The organism is Bifidobacterium pseudocatenulatum DSM 20438 = JCM 1200 = LMG 10505 (assembly GCF_001025215.1).
In the GTDB taxonomy this organism is placed as follows: Bacteria; Actinomycetota; Actinomycetes; order Actinomycetales; family Bifidobacteriaceae; genus Bifidobacterium; species Bifidobacterium pseudocatenulatum.
The window spans coordinates 775039-795776 of record NZ_AP012330.1 but is presented as its reverse complement, the minus strand read 5'-3'; the positions used below and the strand labels follow the sequence as shown (position 1 = coordinate 795776).

At 56.5% G+C, this 20738-nt stretch carries 16 protein-coding genes; 2 read left to right on the top strand and 14 right to left on the bottom strand.

What is annotated here, in order from left to right; genetic code table 11:
* Positions 1-43: 43 nt before the first annotated feature.
* Positions 44-1420 carry a replication-associated recombination protein A gene (locus BBPC_RS03275; RefSeq protein WP_004223688.1) on the bottom strand — a complete coding sequence of 459 codons (1377 nt, stop codon included), beginning with the start codon at positions 1418-1420 and terminating at the stop codon, positions 44-46.
* Between the two features lie 83 nt (positions 1421-1503).
* On the opposite strand from BBPC_RS03275, the gene BBPC_RS03270 reads away from it, so the two are divergent.
* Positions 1504-4062, top strand: a complete 2559-nt coding sequence (locus tag BBPC_RS03270) for a DEAD/DEAH box helicase (RefSeq protein WP_033524275.1) — start codon at positions 1504-1506, stop codon at positions 4060-4062.
* On the opposite strand, the gene BBPC_RS03265 is transcribed toward BBPC_RS03270, so the two are convergent.
* From BBPC_RS03265 to hisS, 10 genes are all read right to left on the bottom strand, one after another.
* Positions 4044-5030, bottom strand: a complete 987-nt coding sequence (locus tag BBPC_RS03265) for a PPK2 family polyphosphate kinase (protein WP_022244898.1) — start codon at positions 5028-5030, stop codon at positions 4044-4046. The genes BBPC_RS03270 and BBPC_RS03265 overlap by 19 nt on opposite strands.
* Before the next feature lie 184 nt (positions 5031-5214).
* Complete coding sequence (locus tag BBPC_RS03260) at positions 5215-6357, bottom strand: amino acid ABC transporter permease (RefSeq protein ID WP_004223683.1); 1143 nt, start codon at positions 6355-6357, stop codon at positions 5215-5217.
* 6 nt (positions 6358-6363) lie between these two features.
* Positions 6364-7041: an amino acid ABC transporter permease gene (locus tag BBPC_RS03255; RefSeq protein WP_004223681.1), complete on the bottom strand. Its 678-nt coding sequence runs from the start codon at positions 7039-7041 to the stop codon at positions 6364-6366.
* Positions 7041-7853 (bottom strand): glutamate ABC transporter substrate-binding protein, encoded by an 813-nt coding sequence (locus BBPC_RS03250; RefSeq protein WP_033524289.1) that lies wholly within the window; start codon positions 7851-7853, stop codon positions 7041-7043. The genes BBPC_RS03255 and BBPC_RS03250 overlap by 1 nt, the downstream gene beginning before the upstream one ends.
* 66 nt (positions 7854-7919) lie before the next feature.
* Complete coding sequence (locus BBPC_RS03245) at positions 7920-8678, bottom strand: amino acid ABC transporter ATP-binding protein (RefSeq protein ID WP_171025331.1); 759 nt, start codon at positions 8676-8678, stop codon at positions 7920-7922.
* Positions 8679-8857: 179 nt separating this feature from the next.
* Positions 8858-8992 carry a hypothetical protein gene (locus BBPC_RS10170; protein ID WP_255298649.1) on the bottom strand — a complete coding sequence of 45 codons (135 nt, stop codon included), beginning with the start codon at positions 8990-8992 and terminating at the stop codon, positions 8858-8860.
* Between the two features lie 176 nt (positions 8993-9168).
* Positions 9169-9933 carry an amino acid ABC transporter ATP-binding protein gene (locus BBPC_RS03240; protein ID WP_004223673.1) on the bottom strand — a complete coding sequence of 255 codons (765 nt, stop codon included), beginning with the start codon at positions 9931-9933 and terminating at the stop codon, positions 9169-9171.
* A complete protein-coding gene (locus BBPC_RS03235) occupies positions 9930-11483 on the bottom strand; it encodes an ABC transporter substrate-binding protein/permease (protein WP_004223672.1) in 1554 nt (517 codons plus the stop codon). Before BBPC_RS03235 ends, BBPC_RS03240 begins: the two co-directional genes overlap by 4 nt.
* 158 nt (positions 11484-11641) lie before the next feature.
* Positions 11642-13441 carry an aspartate--tRNA ligase gene (aspS, locus tag BBPC_RS03230; RefSeq protein ID WP_004223671.1) on the bottom strand — a complete coding sequence of 600 codons (1800 nt, stop codon included), beginning with the start codon at positions 13439-13441 and terminating at the stop codon, positions 11642-11644.
* 44 nt (positions 13442-13485) lie between these two features.
* Positions 13486-14877 (bottom strand): histidine--tRNA ligase, encoded by a 1392-nt coding sequence (gene hisS / locus BBPC_RS03225; RefSeq protein WP_022244903.1) that lies wholly within the window; start codon positions 14875-14877, stop codon positions 13486-13488.
* Between the two features lie 116 nt (positions 14878-14993).
* Here hisS and BBPC_RS03220 point away from each other — a divergent pair, with 116 nt between their 5' ends.
* Entirely contained in the window at positions 14994-16430 is a 1437-nt protein-coding gene (locus BBPC_RS03220; RefSeq protein ID WP_022244904.1) for a DUF349 domain-containing protein, read from the top strand.
* Positions 16431-16603: 173 nt separating this feature from the next.
* On the opposite strand, the gene BBPC_RS03215 is transcribed toward BBPC_RS03220, so the two are convergent.
* The 3 genes from BBPC_RS03215 to BBPC_RS03205 form a co-directional block, all read right to left on the bottom strand.
* On the bottom strand, positions 16604-17362 hold the full coding sequence (locus BBPC_RS03215; protein WP_033524274.1) for a creatininase: 759 nt from the start codon (positions 17360-17362) through the stop codon (positions 16604-16606).
* A 149-nt stretch (positions 17363-17511) separates the two neighbouring features.
* Positions 17512-18870, bottom strand: a complete 1359-nt coding sequence (locus BBPC_RS03210; RefSeq protein ID WP_047749724.1) for an MFS transporter — start codon at positions 18868-18870, stop codon at positions 17512-17514.
* Positions 18871-19033: 163 nt separating this feature from the next.
* Entirely contained in the window at positions 19034-20572 is a 1539-nt protein-coding gene (locus BBPC_RS03205; protein WP_004223657.1) for a PucR family transcriptional regulator, read from the bottom strand.
* Between the last annotated feature and the right edge of the window lie 166 nt (positions 20573-20738).

Sequence of the window (20738 nt, the reverse complement as noted above, 5' to 3'; positions counted from 1 at the left end):
GTACACGGATATGGGTGAACTCGTCAGCGGCGGGAAGAAACGATCAGCCCCTATCACCGTTCTTCTCATGCAGGATTTTGCGAATTTTCTCCAGTCTCGGTTTGATCTCATGCTCGTAGCCGCGATCGTTCGGATGGTAGTATTCCCGCCCTGCCAGCTCGTCCGGCATGTATTGCTGCGGAGCCACGGCTCCCGGCCAATCATGAGCGTACCGATACCCCTCATGATTGCCCCAACTTTTCATCAGGGCGGTCGGCGCATTCCTTAGGTGCAAGGGTACCTGACCGATCAATCCCGCGTCCACATCGGCGAGCGCGCTGTTGATGGCGTTGTAGCTGGCGTTCGACTTCGGAGCGGTGGCAACGGCGAGCGCGGCTTCCGCGAGAATGATGCGCGCCTCGGGCATGCCGATCATGGACACGGCTTGTGCCGCCGCGACGGTGACCTGCAGTATCTGCGGAGCCGCCATACCGACTTCCTCGGAAGCTGCGATCATAATGCGCCGTGCGATGAATCGCGGATCCTCGCCGGCGCGCAACATCCGTGCCAAGTAGTGCATGGTGGCGTCCGGGTCGGATCCACGCATGGATTTGATGAATGCGGAAATCACATCGTAATGGTCGTCGCCGTCTTTGTCATAGCGCACGGTGGCCACGTCCATGACCTGCGATACCACGTCGGGAGTGATGATTGGCCGTTTCGTACCTTTTTTGCGCGCTTGGTCTCCGGTAAGCGCCCCCGCGGCGGCTTCAAGGATCGTCAGTGTTTTTCGCGCGTCGCCTCCGGCCATACGCACGATTTCGTCAACGGCTTCGTCGTTGATTTTGACTTCGTTTTTAAGCCCACGCTCGCTTTCGATGGCCCTCTTGATGAGCGTTTTCAGGTCGTCGGGTTCCAGCGATTCGAGTTTGACGACCACGGATCGGCTTAACAACGGTTTGATGATGGAAAAGCTTGGATTTTCCGTGGTGGCCGCAATGAAAGTGACGTCACGGTTTTCCACGCTTGGCAGCAATGCATCCTGCTGCGATTTGGAGAATCGGTGCACTTCGTCGATGAACAGTACCGTTTCCTTGCCCTCCGCGACAAGACGATCATGGGCGCGTCTGAGTACATCCCGCACGTCCTTGACGCCGGAGGTGACTGCGGAAAGCTCTTCGAAGACTCGACCGGACTGTTTGGCCACAATATAGGCGAGCGTGGTTTTGCCGACTCCGGGAGGTCCAAACAGAATAATGGAACTCGGCGCGGTCAGCGAGCCTTTGGACGCCGGATTGGCGAGTCTGCGCAGAGGAGAGCCCTGTCCTAGCACCCGCGATTGGCCCACCACTTCGTCCACGCTCGACGGACGCATGCGCACGGCCAGCGGGCGTGTCATATCTTCGGGAGCGTCCATCGCACCAAACAAATCCTCAGTCATAATTTCTACTGTACCGCAACATACGCAATAATTCGAACACACGTTCGACATTTGAGTTCATGCCAGCCGCTAGACTGGCAATCATGGCTGACGATACGAATTACGGTTCTTTGGGCGCCTTGGCGCCGAATTGGAGCGATGGCGAGCGCAACATCGACACGGACGAGATCTACGAACGCTTTTTCGAGTGGGTGGCGGACGTCAAAGGTGTTGAGCCGTGGCCCCATCAGGAAGAGGCCATCATGGACCTGCTCGCGGGCGATCATGTCATTTTGAACACGCCCACCGGCTCCGGCAAATCACTGGTGGCGTTGGGTATGCATTTCGCTGCGTTGTGCACGGGCCGTCGCTCGTATTACACGGCTCCGATCAAGGCGTTGGTGTCTGAGAAATTCTTTGATTTGGTGGAGGTGTTCGGTCGTGAGAACGTCGGCATGATCACCGGAGACACGCACATCAACGCCGATGCGCCGATCATCTGCTGCACTGCGGAGATTCTTGCGAACCAGGCATTGCGTGAGGGCCGTCATGCCGATGTCGGCTGTGTGGCGATGGACGAATTCCATTATTATGGCGATTCGGAGCGTGGTTGGGCTTGGCAGGTTCCGCTGCTGACATTGCCGAACACGCAGTTTTTGCTGATGAGCGCCACATTGGGCAACGTCGATGCAATCGCCGACAAGTTGGAGGACATGACGGACACGGACGTCGACATCATCGCCGATGCGCCGCGTCCGGTACCGTTGACGTACGAGTACACGCTTGACCCGTTGGAGAAAACCGTCGAACTGGCGTTCGGCAGAGGGGAAACGCCGATCTATGTGGTGCATTTCTCCCAAGACGCCGCATTGGAGACGGCGAACGCCCTGGCGAGCACGGGAGTGTCCAGCAAGGAGCAACGTGCGGCCATTGCGGAGGCGATCAAGGGCACGAAGTTCACCACGGCGTTCGGTAAGATTCTGCAGCGTCTGCTGCGTACCGGCGTGGGTATTCACCATGCAGGCATGCTTCCCCGCTATCGCCGTCTGGTCGAGCAACTCGCCCAGCAGGGTCTTCTTCCGGTGATCTGCGGCACTGACACGTTGGGTGTCGGCATCAACGTGCCCATTCATTCCGTGGTGTTGACCGCATTGACCAAGTTCGATGGCACGAAGATGCGCAAGCTGCGTGCCCGCGAATTCCATCAGATCGCGGGGCGTGCGGGACGTATGGGCTTCGACACGGAGGGCTTGGTCATCGCCGAGGGTCCGGAATTCGAAATCGAGAACGCCAAGGCCCTCGCCAAAGCGGGCAACGACCCGAAGAAGCTCAAGAAAGTCAAGCGCAAGAAGGCGCCTGAGGGCTTCGTCACGTGGAATGAGAACACGTTCGATAAGCTGATCGACGCGGACCCTGAAACTTTGGTGCCGCATATGAAGGTCACGCATTCCATGGTGTTGAACGAAGTGGCGCAGGGCGGCGACGCACGCTACCGCATCGATCGCCTGATCGACGATTCTGCGCAGACTCCGGAACAGAAGGAGCGTCTTCATGATCGTGCCGACGAGATCTTCCAGACCTTGTTCGACACGAATGTGATCGAAACGGAAGACCGCGATGATGGTGGCAAGGACTATTTCATGACCGTCGACATGCCGGATGATTTCGCGCTTGACCAGCCGTTGAGCCCGTTCCTGCTGGCTGCGTTGGAACTGCTTGATCCGGAATCGGAAAGTTACGCGCTTGACGTGATTTCCATGGTGGAAGCCACGTTGGAGGATCCGAAGCAGGTGTTGCGCGCGCAGGAACGTCAAGCCCGCGACGCGGCGATGATCCGCATGAAGGAAGACGGTCTTGACTATGACGAACGTATGGACCGCTTGCAGGAGATCACGTATCCGAAACCATTGGAAGACATGCTTCAGGCTGCGTTCGACGAATACCGTCACGATGTGCCTTGGGCCAATGATTATTGGTTGAGCCCGAAATCGGTGATCCGGGACATGGTCGAAACGGCCTCCGATTTCACCGGTTACATCGCGCGCTACAATATCGCCCGCTCCGAAGGCACGCTGCTGCGCTATCTGTCTGACGCATATCGCGCGTTGGCGCGTACCGTTCCTTTGGAGAAGCGCAACGAACAGTTACGGGACATCATCTCCTGGCTGCGCGTTGTGGTTCGTTCCATCGACTCCTCGCTGGTCGACGAATGGGAGAACGCGGGAGCCGGCACCGACGCTTCCGAAGCCGCCGCGAACCTGGCCGCGCCCGGCGCGAAGCAGGCCGTGGTGGAGGATCGTCGAGGCCTCACCGTGCTCGTGCGCAACGCCATGTTCCGCCGCGTGCAGCTCATGGATCTCGACAAACCCGACGAGCTCGGCGCGCTGGACAAAGACTGGGGTTATGGCGTGCACGAATGGGAGGATGCGCTCGACGACTTCTACGATGAGCACGAATACGTCAACACGGATGCGAAGGCCCGTAGCGGCGAACTGTTCATCCTCGACGATTCCAAGGAGAACAGCGAGCACAGTTGGAAGGTGCGTCAGATCATCGACGATTCCGATGGCGACCATGATTGGGCCATCACCGGAACCGTCGATTTGGACACCACACAGTCGAGCGGCGAAGTCGTGTTCTTCGACTACAGCGTTTCCAACTGACGTCGCATCTCGTCGGCGTCGACTTCCAGGGGCGGCCAGATCATGTTCATGTTCTTCAATACGTTACGGAGCAGTTCAGACACAACCGCCCTTGAATACCAACGATTGTCGGCAGGCACCAGGTACCAGGGCGCCTGCTCGGTGCTCGTACGCGCGAACACGTCCTGCCATGCGGCCATGTAGTCGTTCCAACGGGCACGCGCTTCAAGGTCGCTGGGGTCGAACTTCCAATATTTGGTCGGATCCTCCAGCCTGCCGAGGAAATGCTCCTTCTGCTCTTCTTTGCTCACCACAAGGAATATTTTGATGATGGAGCATCCGTCCGCAACCAATTGCGATTCGAATCGGTTGATTTCGTCATATCGCGCCTGCCATACCTCTTCCGGATAGGTTTTGTAAATGCGCGGCATGACGATATCTTCATAGTGCGATCTATCGAAAATGGAGATCCAACCATTCTGCGGCAGTTCCCGTTTGATGCGCCACAAATAATCGTGGTCCTTTTCCTCGCCTTTGGGAGCACCGAAACCGTGATAATGCATGCCCATCGGATCGCCCTGGCTGAATACGTGACGCACGATGCCGCCTTTGCCGGAAGCATCCATGCCCTGCAGAATAATCAACAGACGACGGCGGGAACCTTTCACTCCATTGGCGTACATAAGCCGCTGATATCGTGCGATTTCAGAAGAACTGATCGCAATGAATCGTTCCGCATCATCTTTGTTGCCGTCGAAACCCGGCGTGGAATCGCCATCGATTGCAGCGACCCTCGTATCATGATGGAATCGCAATAACTGACTGGGCGGAAGCGTCCACACGGAACTGAGCAACTCGCTGGCCTTGGCAACATTCGCAAGCCCTTCGGCAACGGAACTGCAGTTCTCCCCCTTCTCAAGCCTGTCCTCAACCTTGTTCAACGTCTTCGCAATGGACGACGTCTTCGCATCCTTGTCTTTGTCTGACATGTCAAGCCTCCTCGCTTGTCCCCTATGATAGACGATGCGGCGATTGAACCGTGGCATCGCCGCACCCAATCGCCGCATCCCGCTTTTCTGACGTTTTGTCTGACTTCTTTCACGCAATAGGGCGCTGATTCCTCGCTCTTTGCAAGAAACCAGCGCCCTATCGGTCTTCTCAGATCAAATGACGTCACTGCTTGGGCTTATCACCCTTTGATTTGTCTGACTTCGGCTTGTCGAATCTCAGCTTGTCCTGCTTGGACGTATCTTTGATCGGCCTGCCGTTCTTATCGAACTCGACTTGGCTTTCCGGATGCGTCTCATCGAATCCCTGAACATAGCGGGTCTGACGCCAATGGCGAATCGACGCGTTGGAACCACGATGGTGCACATGGTACAGGCGCTGGGCACCGCCAAGCGGCACACCTTCCCTAGCCACGGCGATCTGGTTCACGTTCGACGGATCCATAATGGCGATCGGAGCGACCGGTTCCGGTTCGGCAGGTGCCGCAGTGTGCTTCTGCATGCGTTCCGGCAGCCATTCCGCAAGACGGCTCAGCAGCCAGCATGCGATGAAGTAGATGACGGCAGCCACAACCAATGTCTGCAGAATATTGAAGTACATCGAACCAAGTCGACGCGATTCCTGCAGCAAATCGGTGTACATGATGATCGAGCCGAGAGCGGTATCCTTCAGTACCACCACCAACTGCGTCACGGCGGCAGGAAGCATGGCGTAGATGGCCTGTGGCACTTCGATTTCCATCAGCGACTGCGTGCGGGTCAAGCCCAAGGCGAGCGACGCCTCACGCTGGCCGTTCGGCAGGTTGCCGACACCGGAACGAACCAGCTCGGCCACCACGGAACCGTTGTAGATCACCAATGCGAGCACCACAGCCCAGTATGCGGGGCTTGACATGCCTGCGAAAGCGAACCAACGCCAGAAGAAGATCATGAGCAGCAGCACAGGGACCGCACGTGCGAACTCAACGATGGCGCCGGAAACCGCACGAATCACGATATTCGGCAGCAGACGGCCGATACCGAAAATCAGACCGAACAGCACTGCGCCGATCACTGCCAACACGGAAGCTCGAATCGTGGCCCACAATCCGGGCAGATAGAAATCGGTCCATGCTTCAGCGTCAAGCGCCGGCTTCCACAACTCCCAGCTCAGCTGGTTCTCGCCATCCGGCGGATTGTGAAGCCTCATGAGAATGAGCACAACTACGATTGCAAAGACAATGCCGGCAATCCAGTTGACGATACGAATGGTTTTACGGGTCTTAGGACCGGGCTGGTCGAACAGCACCGCGCTTTCATCGCTTGCCATGGTGCGTCACCTCCTCACCGCGAGCTTGTTGGACAGATACGTGGTCAGCATGCCGATCGGAATGATCAGAATCACATAACCGAATGCGAAGATCAGGAAGATCGGAACAATCACGTCGGAACGGTATTCGATCATTTCGCTCATCAACGACGAGGTTTCGGTGGCGACGGAAGCCGCGGCCGCAACCGTGGAATTCTTCAGCAATGCGATCAACGTGTTGCCCAGCGGTGCCACGGAGCCACGGAACGCCTGAGGCAGAATGATCTGGGTGGCGGACTGCATGAAGTTCAATCCCAGCGCACGGCAGGCTTCAGCCTGGCCAAGCGGCACGGTGTTGATGCCGGATCGCAGCGATTCGCACACGAAGGCCGCCGTATACAGGCTCAAACCGGTGACGGCAAGCCAGAAGAAGTTGGTGGCGAACGTGTCGGAGAAGCTGAGCTTCAGCTGCGCGTAGGCACCCAGCACCATGAACACCATGATGATGGTCAACGGCAGGTTCTTGAACAGCTCGACGTAAGCACCCGAGACCATACGCAGCGACGCGACCGGCGAGATGCGCATCATCACGAGGATGACGCCAAGAATCGTGGAGAACAACGCCGACCACAGGGTCAGTTCAATGTTCACCAAGAACGCAGCCGGCACATTGTACTGGCTGAACAATGAGATGAACGCTTCCATTATCTCTCCCCCTCAGTCGGCTCCGGCGGATTGTACTTCGCGTTCGGCGTGTATGCGGTGCCCTTCGTGTTGTCGGAAATGGCACGCTGCCAAGAACCATCCTGGATCATATCGGCGATGGCGTTGTTGATCTGGGTGGCCAGCTTCGTATCGCCCTTCTTGATGCCGACGCCGTAATACTCCTGGGTGAACGGCTTGCCGACCACGCGCAGACGGCCGCGGGACGCGGAGGCAAGACCAGCCAAAATAATGTCGTCGGTGGTCACCGCATCAACAATGCCAGAGAACAGTGCGGTAGCGCACTCCGCGTAACCAGGCTGCTCCATGAGCTGCACTTCGTTGGCGAACTTCTCCTTGACGGTGACCGCGGAAGTGGAACCGGTTACGGAGCACAGACGCTTGCCATTAAGATCCTCCGGACCATTGATGGAGGTTTCGTCCTTACGCACGAGCAGATCCTGACCCGCAACGAAGTACGGTCCAGCGAAGGAGACAACCTTCTTACGTTCGTCGGTGATGGAATACGTGGCGACGATGAAATCGACATCGCCATTCTGCAGCATGGCCTCACGCTGCTTCGACGGTGCCTCCTTCCATACGATCTGGTCTTCGGAATAGCCGAGTTTCTTGGCGATGTACTTGGCCACATCCACATCGAAGCCGACATAGGTGCCGGACTTCTTGAATCCCAAACCAGGCTGGTCGAACTTGATACCGACGCGAATCTTGCCATCGGCGTCGTCCGCGCCACAGGCGGACACTGCGAACACGCATGCGCATGCGCAGAAGGTCGCTATAACCCTGCGTAGCATACGCTTCGCCCTCATAGAAAGTCTCATATCGAAAATCCTTCTTCTGTCTTATTCCCGTCAGTCATTTCAGTGGGTGAGAATCTTCGACAGGAAGTCCTTGGCACGATCGGTCTTCGGATTTTCAAAGAAGTCCTCCGGCGTGCTCTGCTCAAGAATCTGGCCGTCGGACATGAACACGACCTTGTCGGCCACCTTGCGCGCGAAGCCCATTTCGTGGGTCACGCACAGCATGGTCATGCCTTCGTGAGCCAGCTCCACCATGACGTCAAGCACTTCATTGACCATTTCCGGATCAAGTGCGGACGTCGGTTCGTCGAACAACATGACCTTCGGCTGCATGGCAAGCGCTCGGGCGATGGCGACACGCTGCTGCTGACCGCCGGAAAGCTGCGATGGCATCTTGGAAGCCTGCGAAGCCACTCCCACTCGGGAGAGCAGGTCCATGGCGAGATCCTCGGCCGCCTTCTTATCCATGTGGCGCACCTTGATCGGCGCAAGCGTCACATTCTCAAGAATGGTCTTGTTGGCGAACAGGTTGAACGACTGGAACACCATGCCGACCTCGGCACGCAGGCTGGCGAGCTCCTTGCCTTCCTGGGGCAATGGCTTGCCATCAATGCGAATATCACCGGAATCAATGGTTTCCAAACGGTTGATGGTGCGGCACATCGTGGACTTGCCGGAACCGGATGGACCGACGATGACCAGCACCTCGCCCTTCTTGACGGTGAGGTTGATGTCCTTGAGCACATGCAAGTCACCGTAGTGCTTTTCAACGTGGGTCAATTCGACCAGCGGGCGGTCGCTGTCTTCCGTACCCGGCATGATCGGGCGCGTCTCTTGCGTTTCTTTGATATCTGTCATACGGATAGTATATGAAAGCCATGTTTCCGCGGCCGTCACCACCCCCTGACGTGCTCGAAATATGAGACAACGTTGTCCCAAAATGCATCATAGCGCGTTATCGACCGCAATACCGATATCTTGAGCGCCGTACGTGGCAGCTACCACCATCGTGGCAATTCGATAGCCAGCACCGCTATTACGAACAATACAACCACCGCACCGAACACCACTCGTTCGGGCACCTTGGATTTGAAACCATCCACAACGCGACGCCATGTATCACCAATGCTCATGCATACCAACGTAGGAACGCCAAGCAACGAGAAAGAGCCGAACAGGCGAACGCAAGATGAATTTCACCCTACATTCGCCTGTCTTTTACATGCAGATTCGTATGACCATCCGTCACACGATCGCAGCATTTCATCCGCGATCAGCGATTAAGCAATCGCCGGGGCCAAGAGAGCACTCAGAGCACTTTGGAAAGGAACGTCTTCAATCGTTCGCTCTTTGGATGGTTGAAGATCTCGTCCGGAGTGCCTTCCTCCTCGATCACGCCGGCGTCGGTGAAGATCACGCGGGTGGCCACTTCGCGGGCGAAACCCATCTCGTGGGTCACCAGCACCATGGTCATGCCGTCTTCGGCCAGCTCACGAATGACTTCGAGCACATCACCGACCATCTCCGGGTCAAGCGCCGACGTGGCCTCGTCGAACAGCATGACCTTCGGACGCATGGCCAAGGATCGTGCGATGGCAACACGCTGCTTTTGACCGCCAGACAACGAGCGAGGCATGACATCGGCCTTTTCGGCCAATCCCACGGTTTTCAGCAATGCCATCGCATGTTCACGCGCCTGCTCGTCGGTTTCCTTGTGCACCAGTTTCGGCGCAAGCGTGATGTTGTCAATCACGCTCATGTTGTTGAACAGGTTGAAATGCTGGAACACCATGCCAACCTGCTCTCGAACCTGGTCGATGTTCACATGCGGATCACCCAGATCATGACCGTTGACCACGATCTGGCCGCTGGATGCCTGTTCAAGTCCGTTCAGGCAACGCAACATGGTGGATTTGCCGGCACCAGACGGTCCGATGATACAGATCACCTCGCCCTTGCGTACCGTAAGATCGACGCCTTTGATGACTTCCATATGACCATAGTTTTTATGCAGATTCTTGACGTCGATGATCACTTCGCCATCATTGTTGCCGTGATTGCAGTTCTCGCTCATCGATTCACCTTCCTGTCAACGATATTGGCCAGCCATGTGAGGATGGTGATGGCCACGAAGTACATCACACCGACGATCAGCAACGTTTCGGTGACGCGGAAGTTCGCCGCATACAATTGCTGCGCCTGATACAGCAATTCACCAAAGCCGATGGCCAGCAGCAGCGAGGAATCTTTGATCATAATGACCAGCTGGTTGATGATCGACGGCATGGCGATTGCAGTGGCCTGAGGCATGATCACGCGCGCCATGGCCTGATGATGGTTGAGGCCAAGCGATCGTGCTCCCTCCATCTGACCAGAGTCAACGGACTGCACGGCGCCACGCACGATCTCCGCCAGATATGCGCCGGAATTGAGCGACAACGTCAACGCACCTGCAACCCAAATGTTCACACTGTGTCCGATAAGCTGCGGCACACCGAAATAGAAGAAGAACGCCCACACCAGAATCGGAGTGCCGCGGAACACTGCGATATAAACCTTGGACACGCCTCTCAGAATCTTGTTCTCCGATACTTTCATCAAGCCGAAAGCAACACCCAACGCCAGTGCGATCACAAACGACAGCAACGTGATCAACAGCGTGTTCTTCAGACCAGTCAGCAAAGCCGGCATCGACTGTTTGACCAGACCAAAGAAACCGACCTTCTTCTGCGCCTCACCGTCGGCACCGTTGTCGGTGACCTTGCCGGAAATCGCCTCGACCTGTTCCTTCGCGCCATCGGCACCCAAATACTGTGCGACAATCGTCTCATACTCGCCCGAAGCGATGAGCTTGTTCAGACCATCGTCGATGGCGGCCAGCAGATCGGCGTTCTTGCCTTTGTTCACGGCCATGCCGTATTCACCATGCGGCACCTTCGGAGTCACGATCTTCAAACCGTTGTTTTGGGAAACACCGTAGGCAAGCACCGGATAGTCGTCGAACACGGCATCCGCATTGCCGGATTTGACCATCTCGTACATGGTTGATGACTGGTCCACGGAAGTCACGGTATAGCCGTATTCGCTTGCATGCTGTTTGGCGTAGGATTCGCCTTCCGATCCGGTTTTCGCGACAACGGTCTTACCGTCAAGATCCTTGTAGCTGGTAATACTATCGTTGTTTTCAGCGATGGCCATCTGGATACCGGACTGGAAGTAAGGATTGGAAAAATCGTAGGTCGCCTTGCGTTCGTCGGTGATTGACATGCCTGCGATCACCACATCCACCTGATTGGAGCTCAAAGCCTGCAATGCTGCATTGAAACCCAATGATTGGATGGTGACTTCGAATCCTTCTTCTTGGGCGATGGCACGGATCAGTTCCATATCGATACCGGTCATCTTGCCGTTCTCGCGATATTCGAACGGTGCGAATGTGGTATCGGTGCCGACCGCGTAGGTTTTGCCCTTGACTGCGGAGGGATCTCCGATTTCGGCGGCGTTAGCACTAACTGGGGATGCGATGAGTGCACTCACTGCCACAATCAGTATCATCGCCAACGCGAGAAGTCGCATCCAGACACCATGAAAATCATGTTTTTCCAACGATTGCTTCAAATTCATACTACAGATTCAGTTCTTTCTCATAATATTTCAGATACTCATCTTTGCTCCACCATACCGGCAGCAAGAGAAAATAGACAACGTAAACAATAAAAACAGGCTGTCCTTGCACGGTCTCTCATGCAAAGACAGCCTGTTATCTCAAAGCGAAAACACTATCAGTCTTCGTCTTCTTCCGGATCATAATCAACGCCGGTTTCCGCACGCTGTTCGTCGGAAATCGGAGCCGGGGCGCCGGTCAGCGGATCACGACCGCCGCCAGCCTTCGGGAAGGCGATGACGTCGCGGATGGAGTCGGCGCCAGCCAGGATGGCGGCGGTACGATCCCAACCGAGAGCGATGCCAGCGTGCGGCGGAGCGCCGTACTTGAAGGCTTCAAGCAGGAAGCCGAACTTGTCGGCAGCCTCTTCAGGAGTGATGCCGAGCACATCGAGCACACGATCCTGAATGTCATCACGGTGGATACGCACGGAACCGCCGCCCATTTCGTTACCGTTGCACACGATGTCGTAGGAATCAGACATGGCGTGCTCCGGATCCTTGTCGAAGGTGTCGATCCAATCCTTGGACGGCATGGTGAACGGATGGTGCATGGAGGTCCACTTGGAGTGGCCGACTGCCACATCGTCGTCATCCGGATCGTCGGTGGGCTTGAACAGCGGGAAGTCCACAACCCAAGTGAAAGCGAAGTCGTCCGGCTTGAGCAGACCGGCGCGATCGGCCAGTTCCACACGCACGGCACCCAGCAGCTCCTGAGCGGAGGTGCGACGGCCTGCTGCGAAGAACACGGCATCGCCGTCTTCTGCCCCAACGGCTTCCTTCAGGCCAGCGCGCTCCTCTTCAGACAGGTTCTTGGCAACAGGTCCCTTGAGCTCGCCGTTCTCAGCGAACACCACGTAGGCGAGGCCCTTGGCGCCACGCTGCTTGGCCCAATCCTGCCAAGCGTCGAACTGGCGGCGAGGCGTGGCCGCGCCACCCTTGAAGAGCACCGCACCAACGTACGGAGCCTGGAACACGCGGAACGGAGTGTTCTTGAAGTAGTCGGTCAGCTCGATCAGCGGGTTGCCGAAACGCAGATCCGGCTTGTCGGAGCCGTACTTATCCATGGCTTCCTGCCAAGTGATGCGCTGAATCGGCAGCTGGATCTCATAGCCTGCGGACTTCCAGATGGCGGCGATGACCTTTTCGGCCATGGCCATCACGTCTTCCTGATCCACGAACGCCATTTCCATATCGAGCTGGGTGAACTCCGGCTGACGATCTGCACGGAAATCCTCGTCACGGTAGCAGCGGGCCAGCTGGTAGTAGCGTTCCACGCCGGAAACCATCAGCAGCTGCTTGAGAAGCTGCGGGGACTGCGGCAACGCGTACCAAGAACCTGGCACCAAGCGGGCCGGCACCACAAAATCGCGAGCGCCTTCCGGAGTGGACTTGATCATGGTCGGGGTTTCGACCTCTTCGAAGCCCATCTCTTCCAGAGCGTGGCGAGCAGCCTTCGACATCTGGGAACGCAGCTTCAGATTGCGCTGCATGGACGGGCGGCGCAGGTCGAGATAACGGTACTTGAGGCGAACTTCCTCGCCCGGCAGCTTGTTCTCGGACTCGTTTTCCAACGCGGTGGACACCTGGAACGGCAGCGCGTCAGACTTGGCGAGCACCTCGATGTTTTCCGCCACAACCTCGATCTTGCCGGTGGCCAGATGATCATTCTCGTTACCGTCCGGACGCAGGCGGACCTCGCCCACCACCTGAATCACAAACTCGGAGCGCAGCGGACGTGCCATGTCTTCGTCGTAGATAACTACCTGCACAAGACCGGTGTTGTCACGAAGATCGATGAAGGCCACGCCACCGTGGTCACGACGACGATCGACCCAACCGGAGAGCGTCACCTTCTGACCGACGAGTTCCTCGGTCACTTCGGTTGCATGATGTGTTCTATAAGCCGTCTGGCTCATGCTTCCCCTATTCCTTGTTCTCTAATGATTGAAGTCTTGCGATTTCAGGCTTCTACGGTAACGGTTTGCTGGGCATACACAGTATCCGGCTCCCAAGACTGTGCGTTGGCCGGCTGCTGGTCGCCCGTGATGATGTTCTTGACTTCGTCCGAAGCGTCCTGCGCGGACTTGTCCGCGGGGAACCACACGTATGGGATGCCGAGCTTGTCTGCGTACTTGATCTGCTTGCCAAGCTTGGCTGCGGTCGGAGCCACATCTGCCGCAATGCCACGGGCGCGCAGCTGATTGGCGATTTGGTTGGAAGCGGAACGGTCCTCCTCGTTCCACACGGCCACGAGCACGGAAGCCGGAGACACGCGATTCGCATGGGCACCGGCGGTGTGCAGCATGTATGAAACGAGACGGGACAGGCCAATGGACAGGCCCACGCCCGGATACTTCCTATTGCCCTGCGATGCGAGATTGTCGTAACGACCGCCGGAACAGATGGAACCAAGAGCCGCAGCACCGTCAAGGAACGTCTCATACACGGAACCGGTGTAGTAATCCAGACCACGCGCGATCTTCAAATCAGCGATCACGGATCCCGGGCGAATACGAGCGGCCTCGTCAACAATCATCGCCAACGTGTCAAGACCCTGACGTGCGAGCACGTACGCCTCGGAATCATTGGCAATGCCATGCTTCTCGCACAGCGTGTCGAACTTGCCGGACAGTTCAGCGCCGTCAGCTGCGGTCAGTTCAGCCAGCTCAAGGCACGCACGTGCCTGATTCTCGTCGGCTCCACAGCCTTCGACCAGCAACTTGGCCACTTCGTCGGCACCGATCTTGTCGAGCTTATCGATCTCACGGAGCACGCCCTCGACATCGGTCAAGCCAAGACCACGGTAGAAACCTTCAGAAAGCTTACGGTTGTTCGCATGCACGGTGGCCTTCGGCAAACCGAACTCACGCAGACGTTCCAATGCCGATACCATGACCAGCGGCAGCTCGACCTCGTAATGATCGGGCAGATCACCGTTGCCGATCACATCGATATCGGCCTGCACGAACTCGCGGAAACGACCTTCCTGCGGGCGTTCGCCACGCCAGACCTTTTGAATCTGCCAACGCTTGAAAGGGAATGCCAAATCGCCGGAATGTTCGACCACATAACGGCTCAGCGGAACAGTCAAATCGAAGTGCAGACCAAGGCGGTCCTCAATCGGAGTGTCGGACTCATGACCGACCTCCTGAAGGCGGCTCAGCAGGTAAATTTCCTTGCTGGTTTCGCCCTTCTTGAGCAGACTCGAACCCTGCTCAACAGCACGAGTTTCAATGCCAATGAAGCCATTGAGCTCGAAAACTTCACGGAGCGTGTCGATAACACGCTGCTCCACAACACGTTCAGAGGGGAGCCACTCTGGAAATCCTGAAATAGATGCGCCTTTTGCCACGATTCCCTATAATAAATGAGGTTGCGGAAAATGCAGCGCGTTTTTCAGGCTTTGAAAGCACGTTCGCACGATCCGCATCCCCTGCACTACATGAAGCTTACTTAAAGGAGCTGGCCATGGCCGACGAGAATGTCACCGCGTCCGAGAACACCAATGAAACCACCGAGCAGGCAACGACGCCCGCAGTCAAGGCCAGCAAACCGGCCGTTCCGAGCCCGGCTTCGATGAAGCCCCATGCTCCGAGCCCCGCGGCCTTCGCCAAGAAAGCTCCACAGCACACCGCTCCGGCTGCCGCATCCACCGGCTTCTCCGATGCCGATGTGAAGACCGCCGAAGCATTCGGCCGTGTCGCCGACGATGGTACTGTGTTCGTCAAGGACGGCGAAGGAGAACGTGAGGTCGGTCAGTTCCCTGATGCCTCCAAGGAAGAGGCGCTGGCTCTGTATGCCCGCCGTTACCTTGATTTGAAGGCCAAGTTGGACCTGTTCGCGAACAAGCTCAAGTCCAACAATGTGAAGTCCCGCGAAATCGACGAGACCATCAAGACGCTGTCCGCGGAAACCGAACAGCCGGCAGTGGTGGGTGATCTGGCCGCTCTCAAGGCCCAGTTCGAGGCGCTGAAGGAGGAAGGCGCAGCCAAGAAAACCGCGTTGACCGAGGCACGCAAGGCCGCTATCGCCAAGGCCGTCGAGGAGCGCACCGCCATTGTGGAGAAGGCCGAGGCGCTGGCTGATTCCCTCGACGAGAACACCAACTGGCGTTCCACCGCAGACAAGTTCCGTTCGCTCTTCCAGCAGTGGCAGGAGCATCAGCGCAACAACGTCCGCATCGACAAGGAAGATGCGGACGCCCTGTGGGCTCGTTTCTCCGCGGCCCGCACCAAGTTCAATTTCGCCCGCCGCAAGTGGGTGCAGAACCGTGACGAAGAGCGTAATTCCGCCAAGTCCACCAAGGAAGCCATCATCGCCGAGGCCGAGGCGCTGCAGGATTCCACCGCTTGGGTTGAAACCTCCCGCAAGTTCACCGAGCTGATGGATCGTTGGAAGAAGGCCGGTCGTGCCGGTCGTCGTGACGATGATGCCATGTGGGAGCGTTTCCGCGCCGCCGCAGACACCTTCTTCAACGCACGTCAGGCCGATCGTGACCAGATCAGCTCCTCCGAGAAGGAAAATCTTGCCAAGAAGGAAGAGCTGCTGGTCAAGGCCGAGGCGCTGGTTCCCGTCAAAAGCGAAGAAGAGGCCAAGCAGGCCCGTCAGGCTCTCGCCGCCATTCAGGAGGAGTGGGACCAGATCGGTTACGTGCCGCGTGACGAAGTGCGCCGCATCGAAGGCCGTCTCGATGCTGTAGACAAGCAGATCAAGGCCATTGAGGATGCCGCTTGGAAGCAGTCCGATCCGGAAGCCGACGCCCGCAAGTCCTCCTTCGAAGAACAGCTCAACGCTCAGCTCGCTGAGCTTGATCAGAAGATCGCCGCGGAATCCGATCCGAAGAAGAAGGCCAAGCTCGAATCCGAGAAGGCCACCAAGGAACAGTGGCTGAACGCCATCAAGTAAGTCGCACATCCTGATATTTGGTTGCGCCACAGAGATGCGGTCAAATATCAGCCGGACTTCACTCAGGCATAATCAAGAAGGCTGGTACGTAACGACATCCGTCACATACCAGCCTTCTTCGTATAATCGCACGTGTTCTCACGTGCGCAATCACCATACAGAATATTCAACTATCATTCGCCGAATTCGGTAGCACAAATATCGGCCACCGCATCAATGCAGGCATCGACGATGAGCTTACCTCGTTCGGCGCTGGAACCTGCAGGAGTGGCCAGTCCTCCGTAATCCGGAACGTCGCCCTTGCGCACCGGGTAGCGCACGTAAGCCTTCGGTGTGACATTGCCTTCGTCAATCACACGGTCCATATGCACCAATTCCGGCTCGTAATGCATCATCAATGAGGTTTCCGTCACTGCGGCATGTTCCAACGCCCAACCGGGGAACACGAGTCCGTCGAACACCTGCTCGACCACGTTCTCCGGCAGCGGATCCCACCAGTTGGTTTCGACGATGGTGGCCACTCCCCTGGTTTCGCGGGTGATCAGATCGATTGCCTCGATAATGAATGCCTCGTTTTCGAAATGCGCGTTCATCACCACGATTTTGGTGAAACCGTCCGCGATCAGCTCGCCAAGCACATCATGCATTTGATTGATCACCGTCACACCGTTCATGTCGATGGTGCCGGGGAACAATGGGCCGCCTCCGGAAAGCGGCTTCGACTTGTACCCGTAGTTCATGGTCGGTGCCACGATGCCGTCGATGCGTTCGGCGAGGTCTTCAGACACATGGCTGGCGATCATGGCGTCCACACCAAGGGGAAGATGCTGGCTATGCTGTTCGGTGGAGCCGATTGGCACAATAACCGGCTTTGATTTCGATGCTTCGATTTCCGGCCAGGTCATATGGTCCATCCGACGGCTGCTGCTCATGATTGCTCCTTTATGTGCTGTTGTTGGTTTGCGTTTCAACAATTGATAATGATTGCGATGATGCCGTCCCCGCGAATCGATGTTGCAATCGATGTTTCAGGGACGGCGTTTATTGTTTCGAGGAATTGTTTCGTAAAAACCGTTTCTTCTCAGATGCGGCTCAGATCCTTATCCGTGTTTTCGTGAGAGAGGATCATGGCGACCAGTGCCACGGCGGCCACCGCCACCATGTACCAGGCCGGAGCGATGCTCGAACCGGTGGTGTAGATCAGCCAGGTTGCGATGAACGGCGCGGTTCCACCGAAGATGGCGTTGGCAAGGTTGAAGCTGAATGCAAAGCCGGTGAAACGAACCGATGTCGGGAAGGTTTCAGTCAGGTAGCTCGAAAGCGTACCGTCGTTGGCGGTCAGGGTGGCGCACATGGCGAGCTCAACGATCAGCACCGGCCAGAACTGTGCGGTGTTCAGCGCCATGAAGGCCGGAACGGTGAGCACGATGAAGGCCACGCATGCACCAATCAGCACCTTCTTGCGTCCGAACATGTCGGAGATGTGACCCATGCCGAACACCAAAGCCACATACAGTACCAGGCAGATGGTGGTGATGGTGGACGACTGTGCGGCAGCCATGCCAACCGTGTCGCTCAGATAGGTCGGCAGGTAGGTGAGCACCGTGTAGAAGCCGACCGCGTTGAGCACGCAGGCACCGAAGCTGATGACCAAAGTCTTGAAGTGGTTCTGGAACAGCTCGCGCAGCGGGGAGACGCTCTTAGTGGTGGAAGCGAACTGCTGCTTGTCGTCCAAAGCTTCGGTCATGGAAGCATACACCGGCGAATCAGCGAGCTTGGTACGGATGAAATGCACGATCAGACCAAGCGGGCCGGCCATGAGGAACGGAATACGCCATCCCCAAGAGGTCAGTGCATCAGAGCTCAGCGAAGCGGTCATCACGGTGGCGAGCGTGGAGCCTGCGAGCAGACCGATGGCGGTGGATGCCGGAATCAGCGAGCAGTAGATGCCACGCTTCTTGGTCGGCGCGTATTCGCCAAGGAAGGTTGCGGCGCCGGCATATTCACCGGAAGCGGAGAAGCCCTGCACCATGCGAAGCAGCAGCAACAGTGCCGGAGCGAAAATGCCGATCGCAGCATATGACGGCAGGCAGCCAATCAGGAACGATGCACCCGACATGAACATGATGGAAATCGCAAGAGCGCCCTTGCGTCCCTTCTTATCGCCGAAGTTACCCCAAAACAGTGCACCGATCGGACGAAGCACGAATGACAGTGCAAACACGCCGAACGTCTGCAGCATGGCGACCGTGTGATTGCCGGACGGGAAAAACACCAAAGCGATGGTGGTCGCGAAGTAGGAATAGGAAGCGTAGTCGAACCATTCAATGAAGTTGCCGAGGAAAGACGAGACGGCCACTTTCTTGACCATCTTCTGCTCTTCGGACTGTTCAGACACGGAAGCCCTGTTGGCGGTTGCGATTGTTGCACTGGCACTCATCATGTCACCTGCTTTCTTCTGCTGAATCTGTCTGTACGTTCGCGTTTTCTTCATACCCGGCGAACGTTGTGACTCTGACTATCGCCCGAAGTATTTGCGCCAAAGTGAACTGATTGTTAAACCGCAACCGTTTGTTTTTGACGTTTTGCCAAGTTCCCCTTGCTTACAGCGCCGAAGTGGAAGATATGGTGTGATTATGTTGCGATTTCGCCATTTTCGCACCTAAAAGCAGCATTGACCAGCTGATTTTATCGGTAGGCGCTATGCCCACGATCTGTGTCACTTTGTCCAATCGGTTGTACAACGTCTGCCGTTGGATACCTAATTGCTCGCATGCGCCGGTCTTGTTGTCGAGATTGTCGAAACAGGCGCACAACGTGTCGATCAGCATGGCGTTATGCATAAGCTCATGCCCAACCGTCTGCGTGATCACCATGCGCACGGCCTCATCGGTACGTTCCATTCCCAACATGCGTTCCAGCAACGAGGAATCCACACATTCGAGGGTTCCATACGGGCATTCCGCATCGTTCGAAATGCATGTTCGAATCACACTGCGCAACGCACCGAACGCGTCCATCAATGAAATCGTGTCCAACGCTGCGCGTCCATGCACGGTATATACGTATTCGTTTGCAGCGACTTGCGTCAACGCATGCAAACACCGATCTGAAAATACCGACACATCGCCGCCGCTGTCTTGCGCCGCGAGAAAACCGATCATTAAATCGCCTTCCAACAAACAGATCGATTCGCAACCGCCGTTGGATTCGAAATCGTCGATCATCGACACGATTGCCGGCATGGCGTTGGCCACCGACTTGAGTTTCATGGCAAATGGCATATACACGCCCGAAGCGGCGAATCCCAACGCATCAAGCATGGCATGGCCCTCACGCGCTTCCATCGACGAAACATGCACGCCATCTTCCGGCCCCGCAATCAGATGCGCCACCATGCCGACGCGCGCTCCCCCATCGAGATACAGTGTCAAAACCGGAGCGGCAATCTGTTCGATCCTTCTGCACATCGCTTCATCGAACACCGTATTGCGCTGGCTGATCTCCAAAGCACCCAAAGGCCGTTTCTGTTCCTCCAGTGCAAGTACAATGCCGCAATCTGTAGCGGTATTGATGTTCTGTCCGGCTCGGGCGACTTCAAGACCGTCCACGTCGAATATGACCACATCCTCGCCGAACAGGTTCGCAATGCCATCGGCAACGGCTTTGGGATTGGACGCTTGAGCAAGCTCAGAACGCAACGAAGTTGACATAACGTCCACTTGCATCTGCATACGCATCTGATCACGCACAATCATGGTATTGACGCTCTGGCAGATATCGACGAAAGGAATGCGACTGCGCAATCCAATAATCGTAAGTCCTTCATGCTTGGCTGCCTTCACCAACATTTTCGGCAGTTGGGTGACTTCTTCAACCAATTCGACCATCAATGCCGCAATATCAGCATTCACGAGGCTTTTCACATATTCGTCCGCACGTTTTTCACGACCGTCCGCAACTAAAGATCGCCCCTCCACCACCAGAAGCTCGCCTCCTGCCAGAAATGAGGCGACGTCCTCGCGTTCGTTGGTGAACACCCAACGCACCGGATTATCCAAGCTATCGCCAGCAACTTCAACCTGTGGTTCCGCCGTCGCAACCAAGGCATCATCGAGCACTTCCCTCACCGTAACAGCCATACAAACCGTCCAATCCGAAGTAATACACATGTCACATCAAGTAACGTGACCGCAAAGCAATACGCCGACAATAACCATCAACGATTACGTCAAAGGTTCCCTTCCGTAACCCAATGGACATATGACAAAACGTCTGCCGGAACCCGAAAACTCGCATGAAAACTCG

Coding starts and splice junctions, on each gene's coding strand:
- BBPC_RS03275 (WP_004223688.1), bottom strand. CDS start 1,420: ATGACTGAGGATTTGTTTGGTGCGATGGACGCTCCCGAAGATATGACA.
- BBPC_RS03270 (WP_033524275.1), top strand. CDS start 1,504: ATGGCTGACGATACGAATTACGGTTCTTTGGGCGCCTTGGCGCCGAAT.
- BBPC_RS03265 (WP_022244898.1), bottom strand. CDS start 5,030: ATGTCAGACAAAGACAAGGATGCGAAGACGTCGTCCATTGCGAAGACG.
- BBPC_RS03260 (WP_004223683.1), bottom strand. CDS start 6,357: ATGGCAAGCGATGAAAGCGCGGTGCTGTTCGACCAGCCCGGTCCTAAG.
- BBPC_RS03255 (WP_004223681.1), bottom strand. CDS start 7,041: ATGGAAGCGTTCATCTCATTGTTCAGCCAGTACAATGTGCCGGCTGCG.
- BBPC_RS03250 (WP_033524289.1), bottom strand. CDS start 7,853: ATGCTACGCAGGGTTATAGCGACCTTCTGCGCATGCGCATGCGTGTTC.
- BBPC_RS03245 (WP_171025331.1), bottom strand. CDS start 8,678: ATGCCGGGTACGGAAGACAGCGACCGCCCGCTGGTCGAATTGACCCAC.
- BBPC_RS10170 (WP_255298649.1), bottom strand. CDS start 8,992: ATGAGCATTGGTGATACATGGCGTCGCGTTGTGGATGGTTTCAAATCC.
- BBPC_RS03240 (WP_004223673.1), bottom strand. CDS start 9,933: ATGAGCGAGAACTGCAATCACGGCAACAATGATGGCGAAGTGATCATC.
- BBPC_RS03235 (WP_004223672.1), bottom strand. CDS start 11,483: ATGAATTTGAAGCAATCGTTGGAAAAACATGATTTTCATGGTGTCTGG.
- aspS (WP_004223671.1), bottom strand. CDS start 13,441: ATGAGCCAGACGGCTTATAGAACACATCATGCAACCGAAGTGACCGAG.
- BBPC_RS03220 (WP_022244904.1), top strand. CDS start 14,994: ATGGCCGACGAGAATGTCACCGCGTCCGAGAACACCAATGAAACCACC.
- BBPC_RS03215 (WP_033524274.1), bottom strand. CDS start 17,362: ATGAGCAGCAGCCGTCGGATGGACCATATGACCTGGCCGGAAATCGAA.
- BBPC_RS03210 (WP_047749724.1), bottom strand. CDS start 18,870: ATGAGTGCCAGTGCAACAATCGCAACCGCCAACAGGGCTTCCGTGTCT.
- BBPC_RS03205 (WP_004223657.1), bottom strand. CDS start 20,572: ATGGCTGTTACGGTGAGGGAAGTGCTCGATGATGCCTTGGTTGCGACG.